Genomic DNA, 23,881 nt, shown 5'->3' with positions numbered 1-23,881 from the left:
AAGTATGCATAGACGTCCTCATTTTACTGAATACATCATGGCGAGGCTTGTAACCTTAGGAGTCTTTACAGGTTTTATGTTCAGTATCATTTTTTTTATTTTTCTTCCCGAAGAAGGTAATATCGCTTTTTACGCAACAGGACTTTTAATATTGGGTTTTTCTGTATTTATTTATGCTATATACCGTGGAGCAGAGCGGATGCAAAAGGAATTGACAGTGATCAATTCCTATTTGGGAAAACTTGATAAAACGGAAGAAATAGAATATAAAGCACACTTTTTTACCCAAGAGTTTCAAGATATCAATCAGAACCTGATTAAAGTACTTGATAGTGCTAAGAAACGTGAAGAGATCAAACAACGTTACAATGCAAAACTCAAAATGAAAAATCGCCAACGTGCAGATATGATCTCAGCCATTGCACATGAGTTTCGCAATCCTATAGCTTCGATCATGGGATATGCGCAAACATTGGAAGAGGATAAAGAGATACCACCTGCGTTACAGGAAAAATTTCTAAATAAGATATATAACAACGGTATAAAGATAGAGGCACTTCTTAGCAGACTTGTCTTATGGAATAAATTTGAGAGTGGTGAGGCAACACTGCATCCGAGTAATTTCGATCTTTATGTATTGGTACAAGAAGTGAAAACGGCTTTAGAAGAAAAATATCCTCAAAGGGAAATCATCATTGAAGGAAGTTCCTATGTGGTAGATGCAGATCGTACACTTTTAGAGGTCGTACTCAAGAACATCATTGAAAATGCATTGAAGTATTCAAAAGATGAAGTGTTGATAAAGATAGATGCAGGACAAATATCTGTTACAGATTATGGGTTTGGTATCTCATCTTCCGACATCTCAAAAGTAACCAAGAAGTTTTATCGTTCAGGAATACATAATTGGGATAACTCTATGGGTCTGGGACTTTCTATTGTAAAAAATATTCTCGCGTTACATGGTTCATCATTAGAGATAGAGAGTGAAGAAGAGAAGGGTTCTACGTTTTCTTTTCACATTCAATGATGATATTCTTCAACTATATTGATGGTTTAAATTTCCTTTTGACACATCGGTCTAAAAACTTAAGGTTTCTTTGAGCAAATAACCATTTTTTAATCCAAACTTCTATAATATTTATCTAAGCGTTACCAGAAATTCGATTGGATTAATGGATACTTATAATTATTATAAGATTAGCTAAATTTAAGGAGGAAGCATGAAATTAGGTTTCTTAGTTGACCTTAACCTGTGTATGGGTTGTAAAGGTTGTGAGATTGCTTGTAAAGTGGAAAACGAAGTTCCATTGAGTACTTGGCGTTTACGTGTTAAATATATCGATCTGGGAACATTCCCTGATACAAGAAGATCATTTACGCCATTACGTTGTAACCACTGTGAGAACGCACCATGTGAGCGTATTTGTCCAGTATCGGCGTTACACTACTTGGAGAATGGTATTGTTGATGTTGATAGTGCTAGATGTATTGGGTGTGCTGGTTGTATGATGGCGTGTCCTTATGGAGCGATCTATATGGATCCTGAAACAAATACGGCAGATAAATGTACATATTGTGCACACCGTATCGAAAGTGGTATGATGCCAGCATGTGTGGTAGCATGTCCTGTTGAAGCAAATATCTTTGGTGATATTGAAGATGATCACAGTCATATTTCACTGTATATCATGGAACACAAAGGTGCTGTTCAGGTACGTAAACCTGAAAAGCATACTGTTCCAACACACTTTTATGTAGGTGGTGGTAATGCAACACTTAATCCACTTGCACATCAGAGAATTGAAGGTTTCAACCTTTTCAATGACATCACGCATTTAGAGCATGTTGGTGATAAAAATCATGGAATTCTTGATAGATTCCTAGCACCTTTTGTTGGAGATCATGGACCAACAGATAATGCAAGTTTGATTGAGTCAGCAACAGATGCTGACTCACATGAACAAGAGGGAGGTCACTAAGATGGTTGAAAGTACAATTAACGCAACTCAAGCAGTTGTAACATTAGATGTGCCAATCCAGGGGATTGTTTGGGGAAGTATCATTACTATGAACATGTGGGCAAAAAGTATCGGTACAGGTGTCGCATTTTTAGCAGCATTTTTATGGTTTAGACATAAAAAAGAGGATATGCCTAATTTAAGATGGCTTATGCCAGTGATCGCATTTATAGCTTTAAATGTATTCTTGTTTTTTACATTGATCGATCTACATCAACCGTATAGAATGATACATATATTCACACATCCACATTGGACATCATCTATTACTGTTGGTGCATGGTTGGCATCACTTTTCTTGGGTCTCATTACAATACTAATGGTTATCGGTGTTGCAGATGCATTCCCAGGTCTTGGTGGTAAAAAATGTAAAATTACAACAATGGCTAGAAACAATTCTGCAGTGTATGAAAAGATCATGCCATTTTTAGTATTTTTAGCGATTCCTGTTACAACATATACAGCGATCATAATGGCACAATCAAGTGCAAGAGAGTTATGGCAGGCACCAACTGAAGTAATGCAAATGATGTGGGCAGCACTTATGGCTGGATCTGCAGCACTTATCTTCGTGTCTGGTTCATGGAGCAAAGAAGCTAGAAAAGATTTAGCACTTGTACTTACATTTGCTGTATTCTTTAGTTTTATGATGTATATGGGTGAGTATTTCTTCTCATTCAAATCTTCAGAAGCAGAAGCAACTTTGGCCTTTGTACATTCAGGTGGACCTTATAGTGTTGAATTCTGGTTTGGTATGACACTTGGATTTATTATCCCATTCTTCTTAGGAATGAGTTACATGAAGTCAGAAAACACAACGCTGCTTAGATTTGCAGCTATTTTAGCATTAGTAGGGCTATTCTTGGTAAAAGATGTATGGCTTAAAATCCCGCAATTGCTACCATTAAGTTAAGGAGAAGATATCTATGACAAAATCAATGAATACAGAAGATAAAAATTTTATCGAAGGTAGAAGAAGTTTCCTTAAAGGTACAGCTTACTCTGTAGCAGGTGCAACACTTGCAGCAGGTGTATTTAAAACTGTAGCTGACACGCCGGCAATGGCAGAAACGAAATTTACACCAACACCTAAAACACTTTCATTCTATCCACCACTTGAAGAGTGGGATAGTTTTACTGAGTTGGACGGTGATGATTGGAAAAGAGGTGGTACAGTTAGAAATGGTGTTCAAAGTGAAGACAATCCTAATGGGATCAAAGCAACTGAATACATGCTTGTACCTACATCATGTTCAAACTGTGAAGCATCATGTGGTCTAACTGCATGGGTTGACCTTTCTACATACAAAGCTGGTGGACAACTAGCAGTACGTAAATACATGGGTAACCCGCTTCACTCAGGAAGCCGTGGTAGAAACTGTGCAAAAGGGTATGCGACTCAATCTCAAATGTATGATCCAGATAGAATACCTTTCCCACTTAAAAGAGCTCCAGGTTCTAAAAGAGGTGAAGGTAAATGGGTAAGAACAACTTGGGATGAAGCGATGAAAGAGATCGGGCAAAAAATGCACGATACACTCAAAGTGGGTGATGAGATCTCTAAAAAGTCGATCATGTATCACGTTGGTCGTCCAAATGAGAATGGTTTTGGTCACCGTGTACCTCATTCTATGGGTCTTGATGGATATGATTCTCATACAAACATCTGTTCTGCAGGTGCTAGACAGGGTACGATCCAGTGGTCAAACGATGATAGAAACTCTCCGGATTGGTCAAATGCGAAGTTGATCTTCCTTCAGTCATCACATGCAGCAGATGCAGGTCACTATTTCCAACAGGCAGCAGGTCGTATTGCTGAAGCACGTAAAAAAGGTGCAAAGCTTGTTGTTATGGATCCAAGACTTTCTAACTCTGCCGGTATGGCAGATCTATGGGTACCATGTTGGCCAGGTACAGAGACAGCACTTTATCTCTATCTTGCAAACAGAATCCTCAATGAAAAGGGTATCAATGGAGAAGATCTTGTAAATCACAAATTTGTGAAGAACTGGGTGAACTGGGAACACCTTATGAAAGACAGAGAGTATTTGAACGTACTTCTTGAAAAAGGATATATCAAATCTATCCCTACAGGTGATAGTTATGAAGAATTTATCTCTATGATCTCTGAAATGTATAGTCCTTATACACTTGACTTTGTTGCTGAAGAGTGTCGTATTGAAAAACGTATCGTAGAAAAACTTTACGATATGTTCATTGATGCAGGTGCAAGAGTTGCAACATATATCTGGAGAGCAGGACCGATCGGTCACAAAGGTGGATGGATGATCGCTAGATCTGCATTTTTACCATTTGTTCTTCGTGGTGCGATGGCTGGTGATAAAGGTGGTGTTGGATTACACCACTGGCATGTTATCTCGGTGAATGGTAAAGGTGATGCTGCTACTCAGGCGGGTACAAGACCTGCAAAGGTTGATGTATGGAATGAGATCGCATGGCCACCAGAGTATCCGTTAAGTTCATATGAGATGAGTCATATCATGCCTCACCTTCTTATGGATGATGAGTGGAGAGAGAAATGGAATGCTAAAGGACTTAAAGTACCTGAGAAGTTGGCTGTTTGGATCCCACGTATGTATAACCCGGTTTGGATCAACCCGGATGGTTTCAGATGGATCGAAGCACTTAAAAGAGAAGATAAGATTGAAATGTCATTTAACCTCTCTCCAACATGGTCAGAGACAAACTGGTATTGTGACTTTATCCTTCCTGTAGGACTTGCTGGTGAAAGACATGACCAACACTCAGAAGCAACAGAACCAAAAAGATGGTTAAGTTTCCGTAACCCGGCACTTAGAGTTGCATTAGAGAAAATGGGTTGGAAGCCAAAAGATCCAACAAGAGCTACACTAGAAGCGCACATTAAAGCGGGTCTTGGTGAAGTATGGGAAGAAGTAGAGTTTTGGGCAAATATAATGGTACATTATGTAGACCCTGATGGAAGTTTAGGTGTGAGAAAACACTGGGCTTCAAAAGAAGATCCAACTAGAGCTGTGACAATCCCAGAGTGGTATCAAGCAGCATTTGACAAGCTTCCGAACCTTAAGAAAGCAGCGAAAGCAGCATACCCTGACTCTAAGTATCCTAACTATGAGATGATGAGAGACAGAGGTACATGGTTAGAAGAAGATAACATCTATAAACCACAAGAGAGACCACTGAAAAAAGTAGGTGATACATATATTTCTCATGGTCATGAGTATCATGAAAGTGAAGTAGTTAAAGATGAGTTTGGTATTTTGACTGCTACAGACAGCCATGGTAAAGAAAAAGCGATCGGTATTGAAGTAGATGGTGAACTTGTACAAGGTTTCCATACATTAACTAAAAAGCTTGACTTCTACTGTGAGTGGTTCAAAGAATGGAAATGGCCTGAGTACGCTATACCTATTTATCCAACCAATGCGGAAGATAGAAAGAAAATGACACATGTTGTTACACAGGTACACCATGACTTTATGCAAAAAGAGAATGAATTCGCACTGAATACGGTATTTAGATTACCGTACAATATTCATACGCGTTCTGTAAACTCTAAGCACCTTATGGAGATTTCACAAAACCATAACCCAGTATGGATCTATACAGAAGATGCGAAGAAACTTGGAATTAAAAGAGGAGATTCAGTTAAGGTAACGATTCAAGATACTGTTTCTGGTCTTGAGTCAGGTTACTTTATCGCTATGGCTGTTCCAACTGAAGCGACTATGCCTGGTGTACTTGCATGTTCACACCACGCAGGTAGATGGAAACTTAAAAATGCAGTAGATATTCCTGGATTTGAACATAAACTAGGTGTTATGGGTGTTGGTTCACCACTGTATGAACTCACTATGGATGGTAAAGAGGGTACACTCAAACCAACTCAAGGTATCATAGATGGTATTGAAGAGAACAAAGAGTCTTGGCAGTTTAAAGAGTACAATAGAGACCTAGACAACATTTGGTGGGATGGTCTTTCAGGTTCATGGCAAAATGCTGTGGCTCCATCACACCCAGATCCTATTGCAGGTAACCACGCATGGCACCAAAAAGTTGTTATTGAGCTTGCAGGTAAAGATGATCAAATTGGTGATATTTATGTGAATTATGAGAACAACATGAAAGTCTATCAAGCATGGAGAGATGACTTAACTCGTCCTCTTGACAGTACAGATACACTTAGACGTCCTCAACACATTAAACGTCCTGCTGTGCCATTGTCAGACAAAGCATATGCAGTAAAAATCAAGTAAGTCTATACTTACTGATATGCTTCCAAGCATTTGCTTGGGAGTGTCTACATTATACAATTTCCCAGATAATTAATTTTCTTATTACTTATTTATCTTGAAAGTGGTATAGTGCCAAAATATTTAACATGAAAGCAGATGTATATAACATGGATTTAATGAAACAAGAGATAGAAAATCGTATAGCAATTTATGCTTTGATCTCAAGATTAATGCTTGTAGAAGTAGATGAGACATTTTTAGAAAATATTGAGAGTGATGAGAGACTTTTATCGTTTTTCCCTAACTATAGAGATTGGCCCAAACGTAAAGAATTTTCACGTGCCGAGCTTATAGATCAATACTATAATGTGGATTTTACAAATCTATTTTTAATGCACTTGGTACCTTATGAAAGTTTCTACACAAGAGATGATCAAATGATCGAAAGTGGTGGAGACAACCCTATCGTTGAACTCTATAATGACCTGGATTTCCGTGTTGAACTGGATACTGCAAGAGTAGTGAGTGCTGACCATATAGGTGTGGAACTGGAGTTTATGTATATGTTATGTGTGGCACTTCAAAAAGCTTTGGCTGCGGAGGATAAAGATGGTATTTGTGAACTTCTTCAAGTACAGCGTGCATTCTTAAAAGAACATCTTTTAGAGTGGGCGCCGCTTTTCCTTATCAATGCAAAAAGAGAGTCACGTACGCCTCTTTATCATGATGGCTCTGAACTTGCTTTAGAGTTTTTACTAAGTGATTTTGAATATGTGACAGAAAAATTATCAACTCACTGTGGGGATGAAGCGTAGTTTATGGGTTTACATTTTGATGTCAGTGCATGTGTAAGAGCAACTAGTAAATTCTCCCAGTGTACCAAGTGTGTAGATATCTGTCCAGATTCTATAAGCCTGGTAGACAATCTTCCAAGTTTTTCTCTGTCTACAGGTACAGAAGCAGCTGCATGTGTGGGTGTATGCCCTACAGAAGCTTTTGCACTTTCAGACTTTTCTACCACAGAGTTTTTCTTTTCTTTTTTAGAGTCTAAAGTAAGACTAATCTCACCTAAGATCAATGTACCTTGTATCTCGGTGCTAAGTGTAGAACATTTGATCTCTTTGGCTTTGGCAAGTGATGAAAAGATCACGATCGATCTAAGTTCTTATGATGAAGACTCTTTACTGTTTGAACATATTGAAAATCGTATAGACGAAGCAAATTTTGTCTTGTCCAGTTTTTCTAAAAAACAACTCAGTACAAACCATATAGCATCAAAAGAACCAAAAAAAGAGAATGAATCGGAAAGTGAAGATGAAGTGACTTCAAGACGTTCTTTTTTAGGGAATGCTTCACTTGAAGGTGTAGTAAAACATAAAAAAGCATTTGATGATGCAGTGGATGAAGATGAATTACAAAAATTTGAGATAGATGCTTCTGTCATATCTAAGATAAAAGATAAAAATCTGCCAAATAAACGTAAGATACTTTTTACGACACTCAAACGTGCAAATATTCCGGATATTTTTGAAGTATTACCTGAAGAAGAAGTGAGTTTTACTTCACAAAAGTTTGTGGATGAGAGTTGTACCAACTGTCAGATATGTTACCGTATCTGTCCTACGGGGGCACTTTCCTCTAATGGTAAGTTCTCACTGATACATTTTGATGCGATGCTTTGTGTGAAGTGCCGTTTGTGTCATGATGTATGTGAACCAGATGCTATTCAGCTACAAAGTGGATTTGAGATTAAAGAGTTTTTTGAACCTACACAGAGAACACTTGCAACGTTTAACATCAAACGTTGTAATGAGTGTGGGAACAACTTTACCTACACAGGTGGAGAACAGACTTGTCCACGTTGTGCGGTTGAGGAAGAAGAGGCTATGTTCTTACACGATAATGCAATACGCATGAGAGGGGAAGAAGAATAAAAATGTATTATTTTTTTGAGCCTATAGGCGAAACTTTAGTGAGAGGAATTGAAGAGGGGCTTTGCTCATTTTCAAGGAGAAATATATAATGCAACCACATGAAATCAAGCCCGATACAGGACTCTGTACTATACTGGGGCATAATGCCCAGACAGGATACATGAGAAAATATTTTAATAAAATCATGAAACGTAATGGTATTAATGCTACGGCGATCGCATTGAATATTACAGATGAACATTTTGATTTTACGATGAAGAATGTCGGCGAATCAAAAGTGACGCAAATGATGATAGAAAAAGAGTTTGGGATCAAAGCAGTACCTTATTGTGGAAATCTGAACAGTTGTGCACAGAGAGAAGGACGTGTAGACTTTGTAGAAGTGACTGATGGAAAAGTCAAAGGATTTTGTCTGGATGATGAAGCAAAAGCACTCTATGACAGACCAGAGTTTCTGGATGACCAGATCATCTTCGTCACAAAAATGATGCTTATCGCAAATAGATGGTTTGATGCCAAAATCGATGTGGATGATATTCCGCTACTAATAGGAGATAAAAAATGAGAGAAATGGACGATCTAAGAAAAGAATTTGAGAACATGAGTGCACAAAATTTTAATGGAAAACCTGCATTTGGTCCAGATGGACAGTGTGCTGCTGATGAAGAGGTAGATCTTAAAGATTACCCTTCCTATACAGAAGCACTCTATGCAAAGCTTATCGCTCCACATGTAAGTGGTATTTATATTTCAAGATGGGATATTAAAGACATTGCGCTTGCTGCAGGAGACTCTATGGCCATTCATCCACGTAAACGTATGTTTGAACTACTGATGAAGTTTGCAACGAGTAGAGAAAATATGCAATCAGTACTTGATGCACTGGAAACACATATGGAAGAGAAAATTTCAATTTATACAGAGTGTATGACAAAGTTTCCAAACTCTGCAGAGGTATTTCAGCCTAAAATTGACAAAGCTAGAAAAACGATGAAACTCTTTCCACAAATTATCGAAGAGTATTTCCCACAATAATTAGAGTTACCCTTATCATACTTGCAGTATAATATTTTATATGAAAACTGTAAGGTCACAAATGTCTCCTATAACCAAAGAAGAAGTGTTGAAATATCATGAGCAAGGAAAGATAGGGATAGACCTGACAAAACCTTGTGACTCTCAACACGAACTTTCACTTGCCTACACCCCAGGAGTGGCTATACCATGTCTTGAAATTGCCGGAGATGAAAACCTCTCTTTTAAGTACACCAATCGTTCTAACCTAGTTGCTGTGATCTCTGACGGTTCAGCAGTTCTTGGACTTGGAAACATTGGACCTCTTGCATCTAAACCAGTGATGGAGGGAAAATCTGTACTTTTTAAAAAGTTTGCAGATGTAGATGCTTTTGATATAGAATTGGATGTGCATACCATAGAAGAGATCGTCACTACATGTAAAGCGATCTCACCAACTTTTGGTGGTATCAACTTAGAAGATATTAAAGCCCCTCAATGTTTTGAAATAGAGAAACAGTTACAAGAAGCATTGGATATTCCTGTGTTTCATGATGATCAGCACGGAACTGCAATCATTACAACTGCTGGATTAATGAATGTACTTGAACTAACCGGTAAAAAAGTTGAAGAGATCAAAATAGTTGTGAATGGTGCAGGTGCAGCAGGGATCTCATGTGCAAAGATGTATCAGCGCTTAGGTGTAAAAAATATTATTATGTGTGACAGTAGAGGCGTACTTACTACAAATAGAACAGATCTAAATAAATATAAAGCACCATTTGCTGTAGAGACAGATGCTAAAACGCTGGAAGATGTGATCGTAAATGCAGATATGTTCTTAGGTTTGAGTGTTGCAGGGGCATTGACAAAAGAGATGGTAGGCAAAATGGCACCAGAACCTATCATCTTCGCTTTGGCAAATCCTACTCCGGAAATTTTACCTTCTGAAGTAAAAGAGGTAAGAGATGATGCGATTATAGGAACTGGTCGTTCAGATTATCCAAATCAGATAAATAATGTACTGGGCTTTCCTTTTATTTTTAGAGGTGCCCTGGATGTACATGCCAAGAAGATCACTGAAGGTATGAAAATGGCAGCAGCAAAAGCGTTGGCAGCATTGGCTAAAGAGCCAGTACCCTATTATGTAAAGGCTGCATATCATAATCAAGATCTTGTCTTTGGGAAAGAACATATTATTCCTCTTCCTTTTAACAAAGAAGTATTGATATGGGTTGCTTCTGCTGTAGCCAAAGCTGCATTTGAAGAGGGTGTCGCACGTGTTGAGAGTTATGAACATGAAGTATATACAGAGCATTTAAGATGCATCATCTATAGAACACCAGAAGAAGAATAACGGTGTTACATAAATAATGAATATAGAATCCTATGTAAACCTTAACGAACTGTTAAAGATCAATCCTTATACACGTGAAGAGAATCGTGCCTTTGGAATCACTCATGTAATGTTGAAAAATAAACCTATAGAACAACTTCTCACATGGATAGATGCAAATAAAAAGAGTTTGAAAAAGCCACTGTTAAGTGAGACTTTTTCCTCTTATCTGTACCGGGTGACATTTGCACTGGTACTGATAGCATTCGCTTTAGGAATCTTAGCGGGTGTGGGATTACTCTCCTACAATGGACAGGAACCAGTCAATGTTATTTATTTTATCGCTGTGGCTGTTTTTTTCCCTCTTTTTACTATGATACTCACGCTTCTTGCGATGTTCAGAGCCAGCAGTACAGAGAGTGTATTGGTACACCTTTCTCCTGCTTTTTGGATGGAGAAAATATTGAGTTTGTTGCCCGGGAAAATGGAAGAGAATATCACAGCATTGGAATTCAACTCTTTACTTGCAAACTGGATTATCATCAAGCGGTCTCAAATTATTGTTTTGTTTTTTTCATTTGGATTACTGATATCTCTTTTGGGTGTAGTTGTGACGAAAGACATTGCTTTTGCATGGAGCACTACATTACATATCAGTACCGAAGAGTTTCATGGATTTTTACATAGCTTGGCCTTTCCATGGAGAGAGATAGTTCCTGATGCTGTTCCATCCCTTGAACTCATTGAGCAGAGTCAATACTTTAGACTCGGAGACAAACTAGATGATGAAATGATCGCACATGCCTCTGCACTTGGAGAGTGGTGGAAATTTTTGGCTTTGGCTACGATATTTTATGCGGTATTCTTACGTATATTGATGTGTATACTTGCTTATTTTGGATTTAATTATGCGGTAAAGCAATCACTCTTAACACTGGATGGAGCAAGAAAATTACTTAGAGAGATCAATGAACCAATCATCTCTACACATGCGAACATAAGAGAGAGCACCTTTACTCCTAATGAGAAGAGCTATAGTCAAATAGTAAACACCTTGGATGCATCCTATGATAGTATACATGGCTGGGCTATACCACATGACAAACTTTTACTTTTTGGTGACAGCATGCAGGTCATAGCACCTAATTATTTTGAAGCAGGAGGTGCGAATACTTTTGAAGAGGATTCTGAAGTGATCTCTAAAAGTCATGGTGAGGTACTCCTGTTAGTAAAGGGCTGGGAGCCCCCAACGATGGATTTTGTAGATTATTTAAGTGAGTTGACTGATAAAGTAGATAAAGTGATCGTCATGCCTATAGGTACAAAGAAAAATAATTATGCATCAGTGGATAAAGAAATAGATGTTTGGGAGAACAAACTCTCATTATCGAAAAATATGAAAGTATGGTTAAAAAGATGACAACTACACACCCTAAATTTGCTGTTGTCGGACATCCTAACAAAGGGAAAAGCTCTATCGTTTCAGCACTAGCACTTGATGATTCTGTGCAGATATCAGATACACCGGGAACCACAACAAAACGACGTAGTTTTCCTTTAAGTGTTGATGGGAAAGTCTTATATGAACTCTTTGATACCCCTGGTTTTCAACGTGCACGAAGGGTACTTGCATGGCTTGAAAAACATGATGTTCCTGCCCATAAAAAACCTGAAGTGGTACAGGCATTTATACATAAATATAAAGAAGATGAACGATTTAATGATGAAATAGAGTTACTTGAACCTATTATGGAGGGTGCTGGCATTATTTATGTGGTAGATGGTTCACAACCTTACGGAGAAGAGTACGAAACAGAGATGGAGATACTTCGCTGGACTGGTCAACCTTCTATGGCACTCATTAATCATATCGATGATACTGATTATAGTGAAGAGTGGAAAAAAGCACTGGAACAATACTTTCGAATGGTACGTACCTATAATCCTATGCAGGCAAGTATTGAACAGCACATGAGTATTTTGGAGAGCATAGCACAGCTAAAAGAAGAATGGATCGGGCCAGTAAAGGCATCGATCAAACTTCTTAAGCAATACAAGGAACAGATGCTTGAACGAAGTGCATCATTAGTGTCCAACTTGGTATATGATTCTGTCAGTATGGTAGAAAAACTCTATTTCTATACCCAAGAGGCAAGTGAAAGTGAAAAAGAGAAGATAGAAAGTAACTACAAAGACCGTTTACGGGATTTAGAGGTTTCTACGCAAAAGAGTATAGAAGAGGTTTGGAACCATGGTCACCTACAGAAAGAAAAAAAAGTCTTAACTTTAGAAGGGCTCGATCTTTTTTCTGAAGAGACAGCCTCTGTATTTGGTTTGACACGTAAAGAACTTATTATTACAGGTGCAACTTCTGGAGCAGTCACAGGTGCAGGGATCGATTTGCTTTTAGCTGGCCATACACTGTTATTGGGTGGTGCTATAGGTGCATTGGTAGGTGGAACAGGTGCATATTTTGGCTTTAATGAGCTCTCTGAAGTCAAAGTCCTGGGCCAGACCATGGGTAGGCGTTATTTAGAGATGGGTCCTATGGAAAATAGAAACTTCCCCTATATTTTACTGGGGCGTGCCATGTATCATACGATGAAAGTAGCGCAAATATCACATGCCAAGAGAGAAGTGTTTGATATAGAGATGGATCAAACCTTTAAGGATAAATGGTTAGATGACACCTCAAGAAACGCTTTAGAAAAGTACCATAAAAAGTTTCGTTCAGAAAAAGCTTTAGAGGCAGGGGAACTTAAAGAGTATGAAGAGATCATCAAGCGTATATTAAAGCATTTGATCGATGCCTAGGATAAATCCTTTTAAACATTTACATCAAGATCAAGGTGAGGGTGAACAGATTGAATCTTCACGACTTGCAAAGAGAGTTACATTGGTCATCTTTGTACTATTCTTATTACTTTTTCCTCACTACGCACCCTGGGAACCAGATTATCAGAAGAGTGACTCTGTATTACAGACGATATTCACCTTGTATTTTTTTGTAGCCAATCAGACTTTGGGTATCGTGCATGAAGGAGGACACGGCGTTTGCTATATCTTACCTTGTCCAGAGTTTATTACGATGGCAAATGGAACGGTCTTTCAACTTCTTTTCCCCGCTTTGATCGGTTACTATTATTATAAAAAAGGTAACAGTTTTGCTGCATTGATCGCACTCTTTTTTGTGGGTTTCTCTCTTCAATATACAGCGTGGTATATCTCCACCGCACATGAAGGTCTTATTCTACCGGCACATAAATCTTTTTTAGGGGTAGATGCCATTCATGATTTTAACTATATGCTCAGTGCAATGGGATTGTTGGCCTATGAATCTATGATAGCAGGGGTGACAAGATTTGTGGCTTATCTGATCATGTTAATATCTGTGATCGGGATGTTTTTTGATGCGTTTCCTAATGATAAGGAGAAAAGAATAAAGAGAAGAAAAAACTTTTAGAAAAGTTTCCCTATCCCCATAAGAAGTAAGGCACTCAGCAGTCCACCGGCAATTCCTGCCAATACATCATCTAGCATTACGCCAAGACCACCTTTAAATTCTCTGTCAATCCAGCCTATAGTTGAGGGTTTCCAAATGTCAAAAAGACGGAATGCAGCGAAACTGAATATTATTGCTAATATCTCAGCATAGGGATAATTCATGGCGGTACCCGTTGAATAAGCTATCATAAGACTGAGCCACATACCAGCTGCTTCATCTATGACAATCTGCTGATGGTCATGAATACCTGTGGCTTGTTCATATTTGTTGACCTCAAAGATACCTATGACGGTTATGGCTAGTGTGAACATAAAAAGTGTTTCTGTACCAAAGTAGTAAATAATAGCTATTCCCACAGGAAGTGATGCCAGTGTACCTACAGTACCAGGTGCTTTAGGACTAAGCCCTGCACCAAAGAATGTTAAAAAAAGTTTTTGAATTGTCATAAGGTCCCTTGTGTTATGTCAACGATGAAGTTTGATACAGTTCGATAAGTTTTAAATAAAACTGCTCTTCACTCTGTTGTTCCAATAAGCCTGAACCTGGCATCAAAGAGTAGTGCATCTCTTGCAGGTTTTCAAATCTGTCAGGTAGAAGAGCTGCCAATATGTTAGCTGAAACTTCTTTTCTGACCAAGATAGACGGAGGAATGAGCCCTGCTAGTATGAGTTTCATAATAGATTCAGAATCATAGTGTACATGATGGTGCTGCCCATGTGGACAAGTTCTCGTACTGACAAGTGTTTTACAGGTGTCACAATAGACATACTCATCAATTGTTTTGATCTCAATGTTAATATCCTCACAACAATCAAAGACAGAACTTAAACGATTTTTATCATAATATAAACCTAGCCCGCCATGATTTTTACCGATAACCAGTTGACTACATCCATAGTTTTTAGCTAAAAGGGCATCCAGTATAAGTTCATTATATCCGGCAAAGATATACGTATTTTCAAAAGGTATGATCAGTACTTTATTGCGTGGTAAAAAATTGTCAATAAAAGTATTCAGTGCATTATGTCGTATATCATAACGAAGACCTTCACTGGTAAAAGGTTTACGTAAAAAAATCACAAGAAGATCGGAGTTACTGATAGCTTCACGTATCATTCTCTCATGTGCACGGTTCAAAGGGTTTGCTGCTAGCATCATCGATGAGATTTGCTTTGCCCCTGTTCGATTGATCATGTTTTTAATACGCTTCATGTTATCTTCTATGAGTGGATAAGAGACAGTGTATTCTCCAGATACAGCTAATTTTCCAAGCCTTACGGTAGTATTTCTCACCCCAGGGTGTGTCTGGTCTGAAGTACCGTAGATATTATGTAATCGTTGAGCAGGGTTTACATCAAATGTTTCTTCTACCGTGAGCTCACCAACCTCTTTCCCTTCATTAATAAGTGTGACAACCTCACCTTTTACCAAGGTTAGCAAGGTCTGATGATTTTTTTTACCTTGAGGGGCAAGGATAAAAGAAAAAGGGAAGGGTACACCCTTGTACATTTTAGTCTCATCTACTTTTTGTGCCTCTTCTTTATTCATCAGCTTTTCTACAGGTGAGATAAGTCCTGATTTTACTAATGCTAAAGTAGATAGGGCTTCAGTATCAATATAGAGTGATCTATTTCTTTTTGAAGAGGCCATACTTTTTCCTTTTTTCCCATAAACTTTTTCTTGAGATACCTAGTTTTTTAGAGAGTTCTGTATCTGGAAATTTGTATTGAAAACTATTGACGATAAATTTGACGTAATCATCAATAGTCAAGATCTCATTTTGGTCATACAACTTGGAGTCTGTATTAAGTGTAATAGTTGCAAAATCTGACTCTAGGTTTGTTGTGGTACATATGATGAACTCATATTCTTTCAACATCTCCAGTAAAGCTTCTCTATCTGCCTTCTTGAGTTGATGGATCTCAGTAATATAAAGCAGTGCACTTGGGCTACTTTTTTGTATTTTCTCTTTCCAGGTTTTATCGCTTAAAGGTATGAAAGTAAGTAGTGTATTTGTTTGCGTAGCATGTTCAAAAACGATCTTATCAACAAGTCTTTGGTAATTGGTCTCTATCACAAGCGGTGTAGTGATCTCTGTGATATCAAAATTGGTCTCTATATCATGTAGTAGATTTTGCATATACTCTTGATATAAAGAGGTTTGTTTTTTCAGTGACTGGTACTCTTTATAATGTTCGATCTTACGCATGAGGTCTTCTAACATAAAGGGTTTAACGATATAGTCTTTTGCACCAAGTTTCAGAGGTTCTCCAACAGTATCATTATTGATATAGTTCACCATCAAAATAATGATCTTATCTTTAAATTTTTTGATAAGTGGTGAAGTATTCTGTCCTGGCAAGTTTGTTGAGAGTAGATAGACATCACCTTGACTGTTCATTGCTTCTTTGATAGAGCTGTATATCTCTGTCTCATAGCCATTTTCATTCAGTTTAGAGGCGATACTTTGCGCTAAATAGAGTTCATTTTCTACAATGATTATTTTCATATGTTTTTCCAATTCAAATAAGTTAAGTTTGCTACGGCGTGAACAGTCACACCTTCTTTTCGTCCTACAAAGCCAAGTTTTTCAGCCGTTGTAGCTTTAATGTTGACAAAATTTTGTCGTATCCCCAATAAAGAAGCTAGCGTTTTTTTCATCTCTTCTTTATAAGGAAGAAGTTTGGGCGCTTGCGCCATAATCGTTATATCGATATTGCCTATCTCAAAACCAAAAGATTTGATACGTTTTACAGTGTCACTAAGAAGCATTTTTGAATCTGCTCCTGCATACGTTTCTTCTGTATCAGGGTAAATCTCTCCAATATCACCCATGCCAGCTGCACCAAGAAGTGCATCAATGAGTGCATGAATAGCGACATCGCCATCACTATGAGCTTTAAATCCATAGTCGACATCAATTGCTACACCACAAAGGTACATCGGTTTTCCCTTTTCAAAAGGGTGAATATCTATACCAAAGCCAGTCAGTGTTTTTGTACTAGGGGATTTAAGACAAGTTACTTTTTGTAAATCTTCACGTGTTGTAAGCTTATGTGCTTTTACAGAACCCTCTACAAAATGTACTTTCTCACCCAATGAAGCAATAGCTGAAGAGTCATCGGTAAAGAGTGTTTCAGTTTGTAATGCCTCTTTGAGTAATTCAGTACGAGAGAGTTGAGGTGTTTGAATGATCTTTACCTCTTCTCTATTAATGGGTTGATTATTGTGATAGAGTGTATCGGAAACTGCTAGAACAGGGACGATACAGGCTGCTTCTTGTTTCGCCCCCAAGATGCGCGTGATCATCTCTGAGGGTATACAACATCGAGCGATATCGGAGACAAGTACATATTTAGAACTCACATGTTCAAGAGCATTACTAAGAGAAGCTTGCCTACTGTTACCACCTTCTACATATATATAGGATGCAAAGTTTTTCATTGCAGCTATCTCTTCACTACTTGAGACAATGATAATCTTCTTAAATATTGCACTGCTTTCAAAATGTTCCGCGACATATAGCCACAGCGGATTTTCGTCTGTGTAGATCCACTGTTTCTTAACATTTGCACCAAATCGAGATGAACTTCCAGCTCCCAGAAGTACTAATGTAGTGTCTGACAAATCAACCCCTAGTCTAATATTAATTGCATGTAACAATAAGTAACGAAGTATACAGAGAGAAGCCTTATTTATTCTTTAATCAGACTTTTTTACTCCTATTTGCCAATTATCATCAAAATTTAACCCTTATTTAAGATTTTGGTGGTATAACTCTTTCATAACATATAAATGAAGGAATACATCATGACAGAACAAAATGTATTAGATGCATTAAAGAATGTAACGTATCCAGGATTTACGAAAGATGTCGTAACTTTTGGGTTTGTAAAAGATATTGTAGTTGATGGAACAACAGTAGTAATGACATTAGATATTACATCATCAGCAGATGAAGTAAAGCAAGAGCTTACAGAAAATGCAACAGCTGAACTTAAAAAGGCTGGCTTTGAAGAGGTAAATGTAAATATCAATGCACCTCAAGCTCCAAAACAGATGTCAAACTCAGTCAGTGGTAAAAATATGGCTCCACATATAAAGAACTTCGTAATGGTAAGTTCTGGTAAAGGAGGTGTTGGTAAATCAACGACTTCAGTAAACTTGGCAGTTGCTTTAGCGATGCAGGGTAAAAAAGTAGGTCTTCTTGATGCAGATATCTATGGACCGAACATTCCTCGTATGATGGGCGTTGACGGTCAAAAACCAGAAATCCAAGGGAACAAGGTACAACCTATGAAAGCCTATGGTGTAGAAATGATGTCCATGGGTTCTCTTATGGAGGAGGGTGCTGCACTTATATGGAGAGGTTCTATGATCATGAAAGCGATAGAGCAGTTCTTAAGAGATATTCTTTGGTCTGAGCTTGACGTACTTGTAATTGATATGCCTCCAGGAACAGGTGATGCACAGCTTTCACTTGCACAATCAATACCAATTACAGCGGGAATCACTGTGACAACACCACAAGAGGTATCTCTAGATGACTCTAGGCGTTCATTAAATATGTTCCAAAAATTGAACATTCCAACAGCTGGAATTATTGAGAATATGTCAGGATTTATCTGTCCTTCGTGTGATGCAGAATCTGATATCTTTGGTATGGGCACAACAGTACCGGTAGCAAAAGAGTATGACACAGAGGTTATCGCTCGTATACCGATAGAACCAGCGATCAGAGTAGGGGGGGATACTGGTATGCCAGTAACCTATCACAAGCCAGATTCTGAGACGGCTCAACGTTATCAGGAAGCAGCAACTAACCTATGGAAATTTATTGAGAAAGTAAATGCTGAAGGTTTAGCAGATAACTCTGGTGTACAGCCTACAACACCTCCAGGTGTAAGTGCATGTAGTACAGGTGCGGGAGCATCTACTGCAGCCGCAGCACCCGAAGCACCTGCAAAAACTGAAGGTGAAAGCTGCGGAACAGGATGTGGTTGCCACTAATTTTCGCATTCTTTAGCACCATCTTCATCCCGAAGTTTGGTGCTAAATTCATTCAATTACTATACATAACCTCCTTCAGTACACACCAAAATTCAGAATAAATCTAACACTATCTAAAGCGAAACGATTGGTAGAAAATATCCTACTAATTTTCACAGTGTAGATTAATAAATAATCATTTCTTCTAGTTTTTTTTATTTTATTAAATGCAACTTAGTCGCATTTAATTTAACTTCAGTTATAATCCCGCCATGAAAATTGAAGAACTGATCAAAGATAAAAATATCAAACTTACTACTGCAAGGGTAAAGCTTTTGGAGATATTAAAAGAATCAGAGAGACCTTTATGTTATGAGGAGATCAAAAATGATATCTCTATGGATAAGGCGACTTTTTACAGGAATATTTCCAAGTTTGAGGAAGAGGGCATCTTAAATGCTTTTGAATCTAATGATAAAAAAAGATATTTCGAAGTTAAGCTGAATCCCCATGCACATTTTGTTTGTGTAGAGTGCAGTAGGGTTGAATGTATTAAAAGTATAGATATCACATTGCCAAATTATGAGATCAATAATGTCATCATCAATGGTAAATGTCCATCTTGTTTAGCATCAGTGTAATCTATCGCATAGTTTAACACTTAATTTAATAATACGAAAGGAGACAATCTTTATGAAACTAAAACAGTCTGTTAATTTACTCTTGATTGCTCTTTTTGTATGGGCATTTCAGAGTGGAACCATTCACTTTCAGCATCACGAACTAGAAGAGATCTCTGAATGCCACGTCTGTGATACATCTGAGAAGATGAAGCTTTATCAACACAATAGTCCTGCGGTTGTGGTTAATGAGAATCTTGCTGTAAAAATAAGAAGACAAGTGGAAAAAGTTGTCATTAATCCAAGGTTTGACTATACAGATGTACCAAAATTTAAGCAGATTGATATTGTCAAAAAATCAAAATACATTGAGAGATTCGTAGCACTAGGATTTAATGCTACTGCACCACCAGTATATTATTCATAATTAAACAATTCAACAACAAAGATTTATAAAAACAAAAATATTAATAATTAAAGGATAATACACTATGAAAAAAATAGTATTAACAAGCATGCTATGTGCAGGACTTTCTTACGGTGACATAGCACAACTTTTAGATGAAGAGAAAAGAACGTTTGACAACTCAAAATATATTCCGGATATCTCTCTCATTACTGACTTCTCTTATGTAAATCGTAATATAAAAGACGATGAGCTTTCACATCTTGGACTTCCAGGTATATTACATGGTCTCTATGCAGAGCATGATCACGGTAGTAGTAATGAGGCTACATACAACGCAAAGCAAGGATTTAATTTTAACTATGCGGAGCTGATACTCTCAAGCAGTGTGGATCCATTTTTCAGTATGGATGGTACATTTCACTTCAGCGAAAGTGGTGTTGAAGTAGAGGAGGCTTACTTTACAACTACAGCACTAGGGAATGGATTGAGATTTAGAGGTGGTAAGCTTCTCTCAAATTTTGGATATATTAATGCACAACACCATCACTATTGGGATTTTGGAGATATGCCACTTGTTTATGAATCATTTTTGGGAACGCATGGTATCAATGAGTTAGGTGTACAGCTCCAGTGGACAGCACCAACACCATTTTATCTCATGGCAGGCTTTGAGGTCCTTCAGGGTGAAAATGAACAGATGTTTGGAAATGAGTCTGTTAGTCTTGAAGAGTTTACAGGTGATGAGGAGGACCGTATAGAGGGAACGAATGCACCGTCTCTTTATGTAGGTTATGTGAAATCCTCTTTTGATATTGGTGATACTACGATCTTCGGTGGACTTTCTTACGCACAGGGTGATTCACTTATAGATCACAGTGAAGATGAAGAAGATCCTCACGTGTTTAAAGGTGATGCAAAGCTTTATGGTGCTGATCTAGTCGTATTGCATGCATTGGACTCGTACCGATCTTTTAAATGGCAAACGGAGTGGCTAAGTAGAGAGCTTGATGGTGTCGTATATGAAGATCTAACTACACCTGAAGATTTTAATAGTGTGAATAAAAAACAGAGTGGACTCTATTCACAGCTAATCTATACCCATGACATGAATTGGAGAATGGGCGTTAGATATGATACCATTTATCAAAATGATGTGATGGAAAATGGCGTTGATACGAATAAACCTGACGATTTCAACAAGTATTCTGCAATGATAGAATACCATACGAGCGAATTTGCACGCTTTAGACTTCAGTATAACCGTAATGAAGCTATGTACAACGAAAATGGTTTAAGAGAAAACCTTGATACGATAATGTTACAGGCTAATATTGCTATAGGTGCGCATGCGGCACACGCATTTTAATATGAAAAAGATACTTGCTTTACTGACACTTTTGCCATTGTCTTTGTTCGCTCACCTCAATATTGCGGTGAGCTATCCTTATATTGGTGCATTGACAAAAACTATAGGTGGAGAAAATGTCACGATAACGGTTTTAGCAAAAGGTAATTGGGACCCTCACTTTATCATTCCCCGTCCTTCACTCATCAGTAAAATGAGAAATGCAGACGCACTGATCATGAATGGCGGGCAGCTTGAGATCGGTTGGCTCCCTCCTATCATTAATCGTGCCGGCAATCCCAAAACGATGCCAAATACAAAAACATTTTTAAATCTTTCGCACCACATAAAGCTTATTAACAAGCCAAAAAGTGTCGACAGGAGACATGGGGATGTTCATCCTGATGGGAACCCGCATTTTCATATAAGTCCAAAAAATATCTTGAACTTGGCAAAAATCATTGAAGAGTTTCTGGGTAAAATAGATACGAAGAACAGAGGTATCTATAAAAAAAACTATAATGATTTTTCTAAAGTTTGGCATCAGAAAATGGCAATTTGGAAGAAGAAAATGAAAGACAAAAAGGGCTTAAAAGTGATTCAGTTTCATGATAATCTCGCTTATTTTAATAAAGAATATGGTCTTTTAAGTATAGGAACGATCGAACCTCTTCCGGGGATCCCACCTTCTTCAAAACATACTATTGATATAATTAATCTTATTAAAAAAGAACAGCCGTGTTGTATTTTACATGATGTCTATCACTCGACAAAAACAGCTGATTTTATAAGCCAAAAAACTGGTATCAAGGTTATTCTTATGCCACATGATATAGAAGCACTTAAAAATATTGATAACTTGAGTGCCCTTTTTGACTATCTCACAAGTGCAATCAAATGATAGATATTTTGCTAATCCCAATTCTCTTGGTTATTGTGCTTGTAATGCTTCACGCCTATTTTGGTATGGAAATTTTAAAGCGAGGGATTATCTTTACAGACCTTGCTATTGCACAGTTTGCCGCACTTGGTTCATCGATCAGCCTGGGTTATTTTCATGAGGAGTACTTTTATCTTCTGACTCTGAGTTTTGCCCTGTTATGTGCTTTTTTGATCGCTTTCGCTTCGACTAGAAAGCTTCATTTGGAAGCATATATAGGGATTCTTTATATTTTGGGTGCCAGTGGGATCATGATGGTACTTGCACACTCCTCTGAAGGTATGGAGCATTTTAAATCGCTTTTAGCAAGCGATATACTTTTTACACCTCTGAATGATGTTTTGCAAAGTATTATTATCTATACTTTCATAGCCATGGCACTTTACTTTATCTATCCCAAACTAAGTGGCTTTTTTAGGGAACTCTTTTTCTTCTCGCTTCTTGCGATCACAGTCACTTCTTCAGTTTCACTTGCAGGCGTTTTTGTTGTGTTTGTACTTCTGATCGCACCACCTTTTGTTTCTATTTCTTTAAACGTGAAAAGACCATTGCTTATCAGTTTTATTTTTGGGTGGTTTTTTAGCATTGGTGCAATTGTCATATCTTATTTGTATGATTTACCGACAGGTTATAGTATTGTCTTTATGGGCGCACTTCTAACTGTTGCTATCGTCACGGTAACATCTAAAAGTGAGCAGAAAAAATAATACATATCCATATGTGTTTTTTGATAGACGGATATCCTTTTGTGACAGCAGGTGTTAGTTAAGTTATCAGTCTGATCATTTTCTTTGGGCGAAGCAATAGAGTATTCAAAGGTTATCTTCTGTCATATGTCCGTATCAGCTTGTAAAGAAGTCTAGTACTTTTTGATTTTCTTGTTTCATCTTTTTCTTACTTTTAAAATTGTTATAGTGGGATGTTCTGTACGATTTGGGTAGATGCAGTTACTTTTTTAATTATTGTTCATTTATTTCGCTACAATTACATAAAAATAAATACATGGAAAACACAATGACATCAGCAGAAAAACTCAAAAACCTTTTAGAACTTGAGATCATTCCAGATCTTGAAGTAGCTATAGACGAACTTTTTAGTGCTATAGACAAAGCAAAGTCCGCTTCAAAAGAACAAAAAGAAGATTTGGAAGAGATGAGAGAGATGCGTACAGAATGTTTCGCTATCATCGAAGAACTTGGCCGTGATGAGCTTGAAGAAGAAGAGATCGAAGAACTTCTTGCTGAGCTTGTTGAGATGAAAACAGAGTAAACACCTCTTTTCCTCTCGTCACTTTCTTACACTTTTCCCTTCCTCCCATATTTTAAAAATCTAGTTAAGGTAATATTTATCCCATTTAAACTATAGTTCGATTGTCAATACTCTCGGGGTGCTTGATATCTTTTTATGATAGATAGCTGAGATGGTGTAGAAACCTGACCCGTTGAACTTGAACTGGATAACACCAGCGTAAGGAAGAGACTCGTAGATAACTTTCGATAAATATTTTTATCATTCTTATATACATTCCTTCCC

At 37.7% G+C, this 23,881-nt stretch carries 23 protein-coding genes and 1 riboswitch; of the genes, 19 read left to right on the top strand and 4 right to left on the bottom strand.

Translation table 11 applies throughout. The annotated features are described in order from the left end of the window. Positions 1 to 4 precede the first annotated feature (4 nt). From WBM70_RS07565 to WBM70_RS07510, 12 genes are all read left to right on the top strand, one after another. A complete protein-coding gene (locus WBM70_RS07565; protein ID WP_424557894.1) occupies positions 5 to 1,030 on the top strand; it encodes a sensor histidine kinase in 1,026 nt (341 codons plus the stop codon). 193 nt (positions 1,031 to 1,223) lie between these two features. Then, complete coding sequence (locus WBM70_RS07560; RefSeq protein WP_424557893.1) at positions 1,224 to 1,982, top strand: 4Fe-4S dicluster domain-containing protein; 759 nt, start codon at positions 1,224 to 1,226, stop codon at positions 1,980 to 1,982. 1 nt (position 1,983) lies between these two features. After that, the gene (gene nrfD / locus WBM70_RS07555) at positions 1,984 to 2,934 is read left to right on the top strand and encodes an NrfD/PsrC family molybdoenzyme membrane anchor subunit (RefSeq protein WP_424557892.1); all 951 of its coding nucleotides are present in this window, start codon (positions 1,984 to 1,986) and stop codon (positions 2,932 to 2,934) included. Positions 2,935 to 2,947: 13 nt separating this feature from the next. Beyond that, a complete protein-coding gene (locus WBM70_RS07550) occupies positions 2,948 to 6,277 on the top strand; it encodes a molybdopterin-dependent oxidoreductase (RefSeq protein WP_424557891.1) in 3,330 nt (1,109 codons plus the stop codon). 125 nt (positions 6,278 to 6,402) lie between these two features. Beyond that, the gene (locus WBM70_RS07545; RefSeq protein ID WP_424557890.1) at positions 6,403 to 7,071 is read left to right on the top strand and encodes a TorD/DmsD family molecular chaperone; all 669 of its coding nucleotides are present in this window, start codon (positions 6,403 to 6,405) and stop codon (positions 7,069 to 7,071) included. A gap of 3 nt (positions 7,072 to 7,074) precedes the next feature. Beyond that, on the top strand, positions 7,075 to 8,190 hold the full coding sequence (locus WBM70_RS07540; RefSeq protein ID WP_424557889.1) for a 4Fe-4S binding protein: 1,116 nt from the start codon (positions 7,075 to 7,077) through the stop codon (positions 8,188 to 8,190). A gap of 88 nt (positions 8,191 to 8,278) precedes the next feature. Then, a complete protein-coding gene (locus WBM70_RS07535; RefSeq protein ID WP_424557888.1) occupies positions 8,279 to 8,755 on the top strand; it encodes a hypothetical protein in 477 nt (158 codons plus the stop codon). Further along, on the top strand, positions 8,752 to 9,225 hold the full coding sequence (locus WBM70_RS07530) for a hypothetical protein (RefSeq protein ID WP_424557887.1): 474 nt from the start codon (positions 8,752 to 8,754) through the stop codon (positions 9,223 to 9,225). Before WBM70_RS07535 ends, WBM70_RS07530 begins: the two co-directional genes overlap by 4 nt. Positions 9,226 to 9,286: 61 nt before the next feature. Continuing rightward, positions 9,287 to 10,561, top strand: a complete 1,275-nt coding sequence (locus WBM70_RS07525) for a malic enzyme-like NAD(P)-binding protein (protein ID WP_424557886.1) — start codon at positions 9,287 to 9,289, stop codon at positions 10,559 to 10,561. Positions 10,562 to 10,577: 16 nt separating this feature from the next. Continuing rightward, entirely contained in the window at positions 10,578 to 11,960 is a 1,383-nt protein-coding gene (locus WBM70_RS07520) for a DUF2868 domain-containing protein (protein WP_424557885.1), read from the top strand. After that, positions 11,906 to 13,354 carry a DUF3482 domain-containing protein gene (locus WBM70_RS07515; protein ID WP_424557884.1) on the top strand — a complete coding sequence of 483 codons (1,449 nt, stop codon included), beginning with the start codon at positions 11,906 to 11,908 and terminating at the stop codon, positions 13,352 to 13,354. The genes WBM70_RS07520 and WBM70_RS07515 overlap by 55 nt, the downstream gene beginning before the upstream one ends. Next, positions 13,347 to 14,003 carry a hypothetical protein gene (locus WBM70_RS07510; RefSeq protein ID WP_424557883.1) on the top strand — a complete coding sequence of 219 codons (657 nt, stop codon included), beginning with the start codon at positions 13,347 to 13,349 and terminating at the stop codon, positions 14,001 to 14,003. The genes WBM70_RS07515 and WBM70_RS07510 overlap by 8 nt, the downstream gene beginning before the upstream one ends. Here WBM70_RS07510 and WBM70_RS07505 read toward each other — a convergent pair. From WBM70_RS07505 to WBM70_RS07490, 4 genes are read right to left on the bottom strand one after another with little or no spacing between them, the layout of a single operon-like run. After that, complete coding sequence (locus tag WBM70_RS07505) at positions 14,000 to 14,491, bottom strand: phosphatidylglycerophosphatase A family protein (protein ID WP_424557882.1); 492 nt, start codon at positions 14,489 to 14,491, stop codon at positions 14,000 to 14,002. The two genes, WBM70_RS07510 and WBM70_RS07505, sit on opposite strands and share 4 nt — an antisense overlap. A 13-nt stretch (positions 14,492 to 14,504) precedes the next feature. Next, positions 14,505 to 15,695, bottom strand: a complete 1,191-nt coding sequence (locus tag WBM70_RS07500) for a sulfate adenylyltransferase (RefSeq protein ID WP_424557881.1) — start codon at positions 15,693 to 15,695, stop codon at positions 14,505 to 14,507. Continuing rightward, positions 15,673 to 16,554 (bottom strand): response regulator, encoded by an 882-nt coding sequence (locus WBM70_RS07495; protein WP_424557880.1) that lies wholly within the window; start codon positions 16,552 to 16,554, stop codon positions 15,673 to 15,675. The genes WBM70_RS07500 and WBM70_RS07495 overlap by 23 nt, the downstream gene beginning before the upstream one ends. Then, positions 16,551 to 17,672, bottom strand: a complete 1,122-nt coding sequence (locus tag WBM70_RS07490; RefSeq protein ID WP_424557879.1) for a bifunctional 2-C-methyl-D-erythritol 4-phosphate cytidylyltransferase/2-C-methyl-D-erythritol 2,4-cyclodiphosphate synthase — start codon at positions 17,670 to 17,672, stop codon at positions 16,551 to 16,553. The genes WBM70_RS07495 and WBM70_RS07490 overlap by 4 nt, the downstream gene beginning before the upstream one ends. Before the next feature lie 183 nt (positions 17,673 to 17,855). Here WBM70_RS07490 and WBM70_RS07485 point away from each other — a divergent pair, with 183 nt between their 5' ends. The 7 genes from WBM70_RS07485 (at position 17,856) to WBM70_RS07455 (ending at position 23,617) form a co-directional block, all read left to right on the top strand. Further along, on the top strand, positions 17,856 to 19,055 hold the full coding sequence (locus WBM70_RS07485) for a P-loop NTPase (protein ID WP_424557878.1): 1,200 nt from the start codon (positions 17,856 to 17,858) through the stop codon (positions 19,053 to 19,055). A gap of 251 nt (positions 19,056 to 19,306) precedes the next feature. After that, positions 19,307 to 19,675, top strand: coding sequence for a Fur family transcriptional regulator (locus WBM70_RS07480; RefSeq protein WP_424557877.1), 369 nt, complete (start codon positions 19,307 to 19,309; stop codon positions 19,673 to 19,675). Positions 19,676 to 19,727: 52 nt separating this feature from the next. Then, positions 19,728 to 20,081 carry a hypothetical protein gene (locus WBM70_RS07475; protein ID WP_424557876.1) on the top strand — a complete coding sequence of 118 codons (354 nt, stop codon included), beginning with the start codon at positions 19,728 to 19,730 and terminating at the stop codon, positions 20,079 to 20,081. Between the two features lie 64 nt (positions 20,082 to 20,145). Further along, positions 20,146 to 21,429, top strand: a complete 1,284-nt coding sequence (locus tag WBM70_RS07470; RefSeq protein ID WP_424557875.1) for a hypothetical protein — start codon at positions 20,146 to 20,148, stop codon at positions 21,427 to 21,429. Between the two features lies 1 nt (position 21,430). Then, the gene (locus tag WBM70_RS07465; protein WP_424557874.1) at positions 21,431 to 22,309 is read left to right on the top strand and encodes a metal ABC transporter substrate-binding protein; all 879 of its coding nucleotides are present in this window, start codon (positions 21,431 to 21,433) and stop codon (positions 22,307 to 22,309) included. Positions 22,310 to 22,317: 8 nt separating this feature from the next. After that, positions 22,318 to 23,055 carry a metal ABC transporter permease gene (locus WBM70_RS07460; RefSeq protein ID WP_424557873.1) on the top strand — a complete coding sequence of 246 codons (738 nt, stop codon included), beginning with the start codon at positions 22,318 to 22,320 and terminating at the stop codon, positions 23,053 to 23,055. Between the two features lie 295 nt (positions 23,056 to 23,350). Then, a complete protein-coding gene (locus WBM70_RS07455; RefSeq protein WP_424557872.1) occupies positions 23,351 to 23,617 on the top strand; it encodes a hypothetical protein in 267 nt (88 codons plus the stop codon). 104 nt (positions 23,618 to 23,721) lie between these two features. Then, positions 23,722 to 23,839, top strand: a riboswitch (TPP riboswitch). The last annotated feature ends 42 nt before the right edge of the window (positions 23,840 to 23,881 follow it).

It is taken from the genome of Sulfurovum sp., assembly GCF_049668085.1.
GTDB lineage: Bacteria > Campylobacterota > Campylobacteria > Campylobacterales > Sulfurovaceae > Sulfurovum.
Note: the sequence above shows the minus strand (reverse complement) of the source record. Positions and strands in the feature narration are given on the sequence as shown.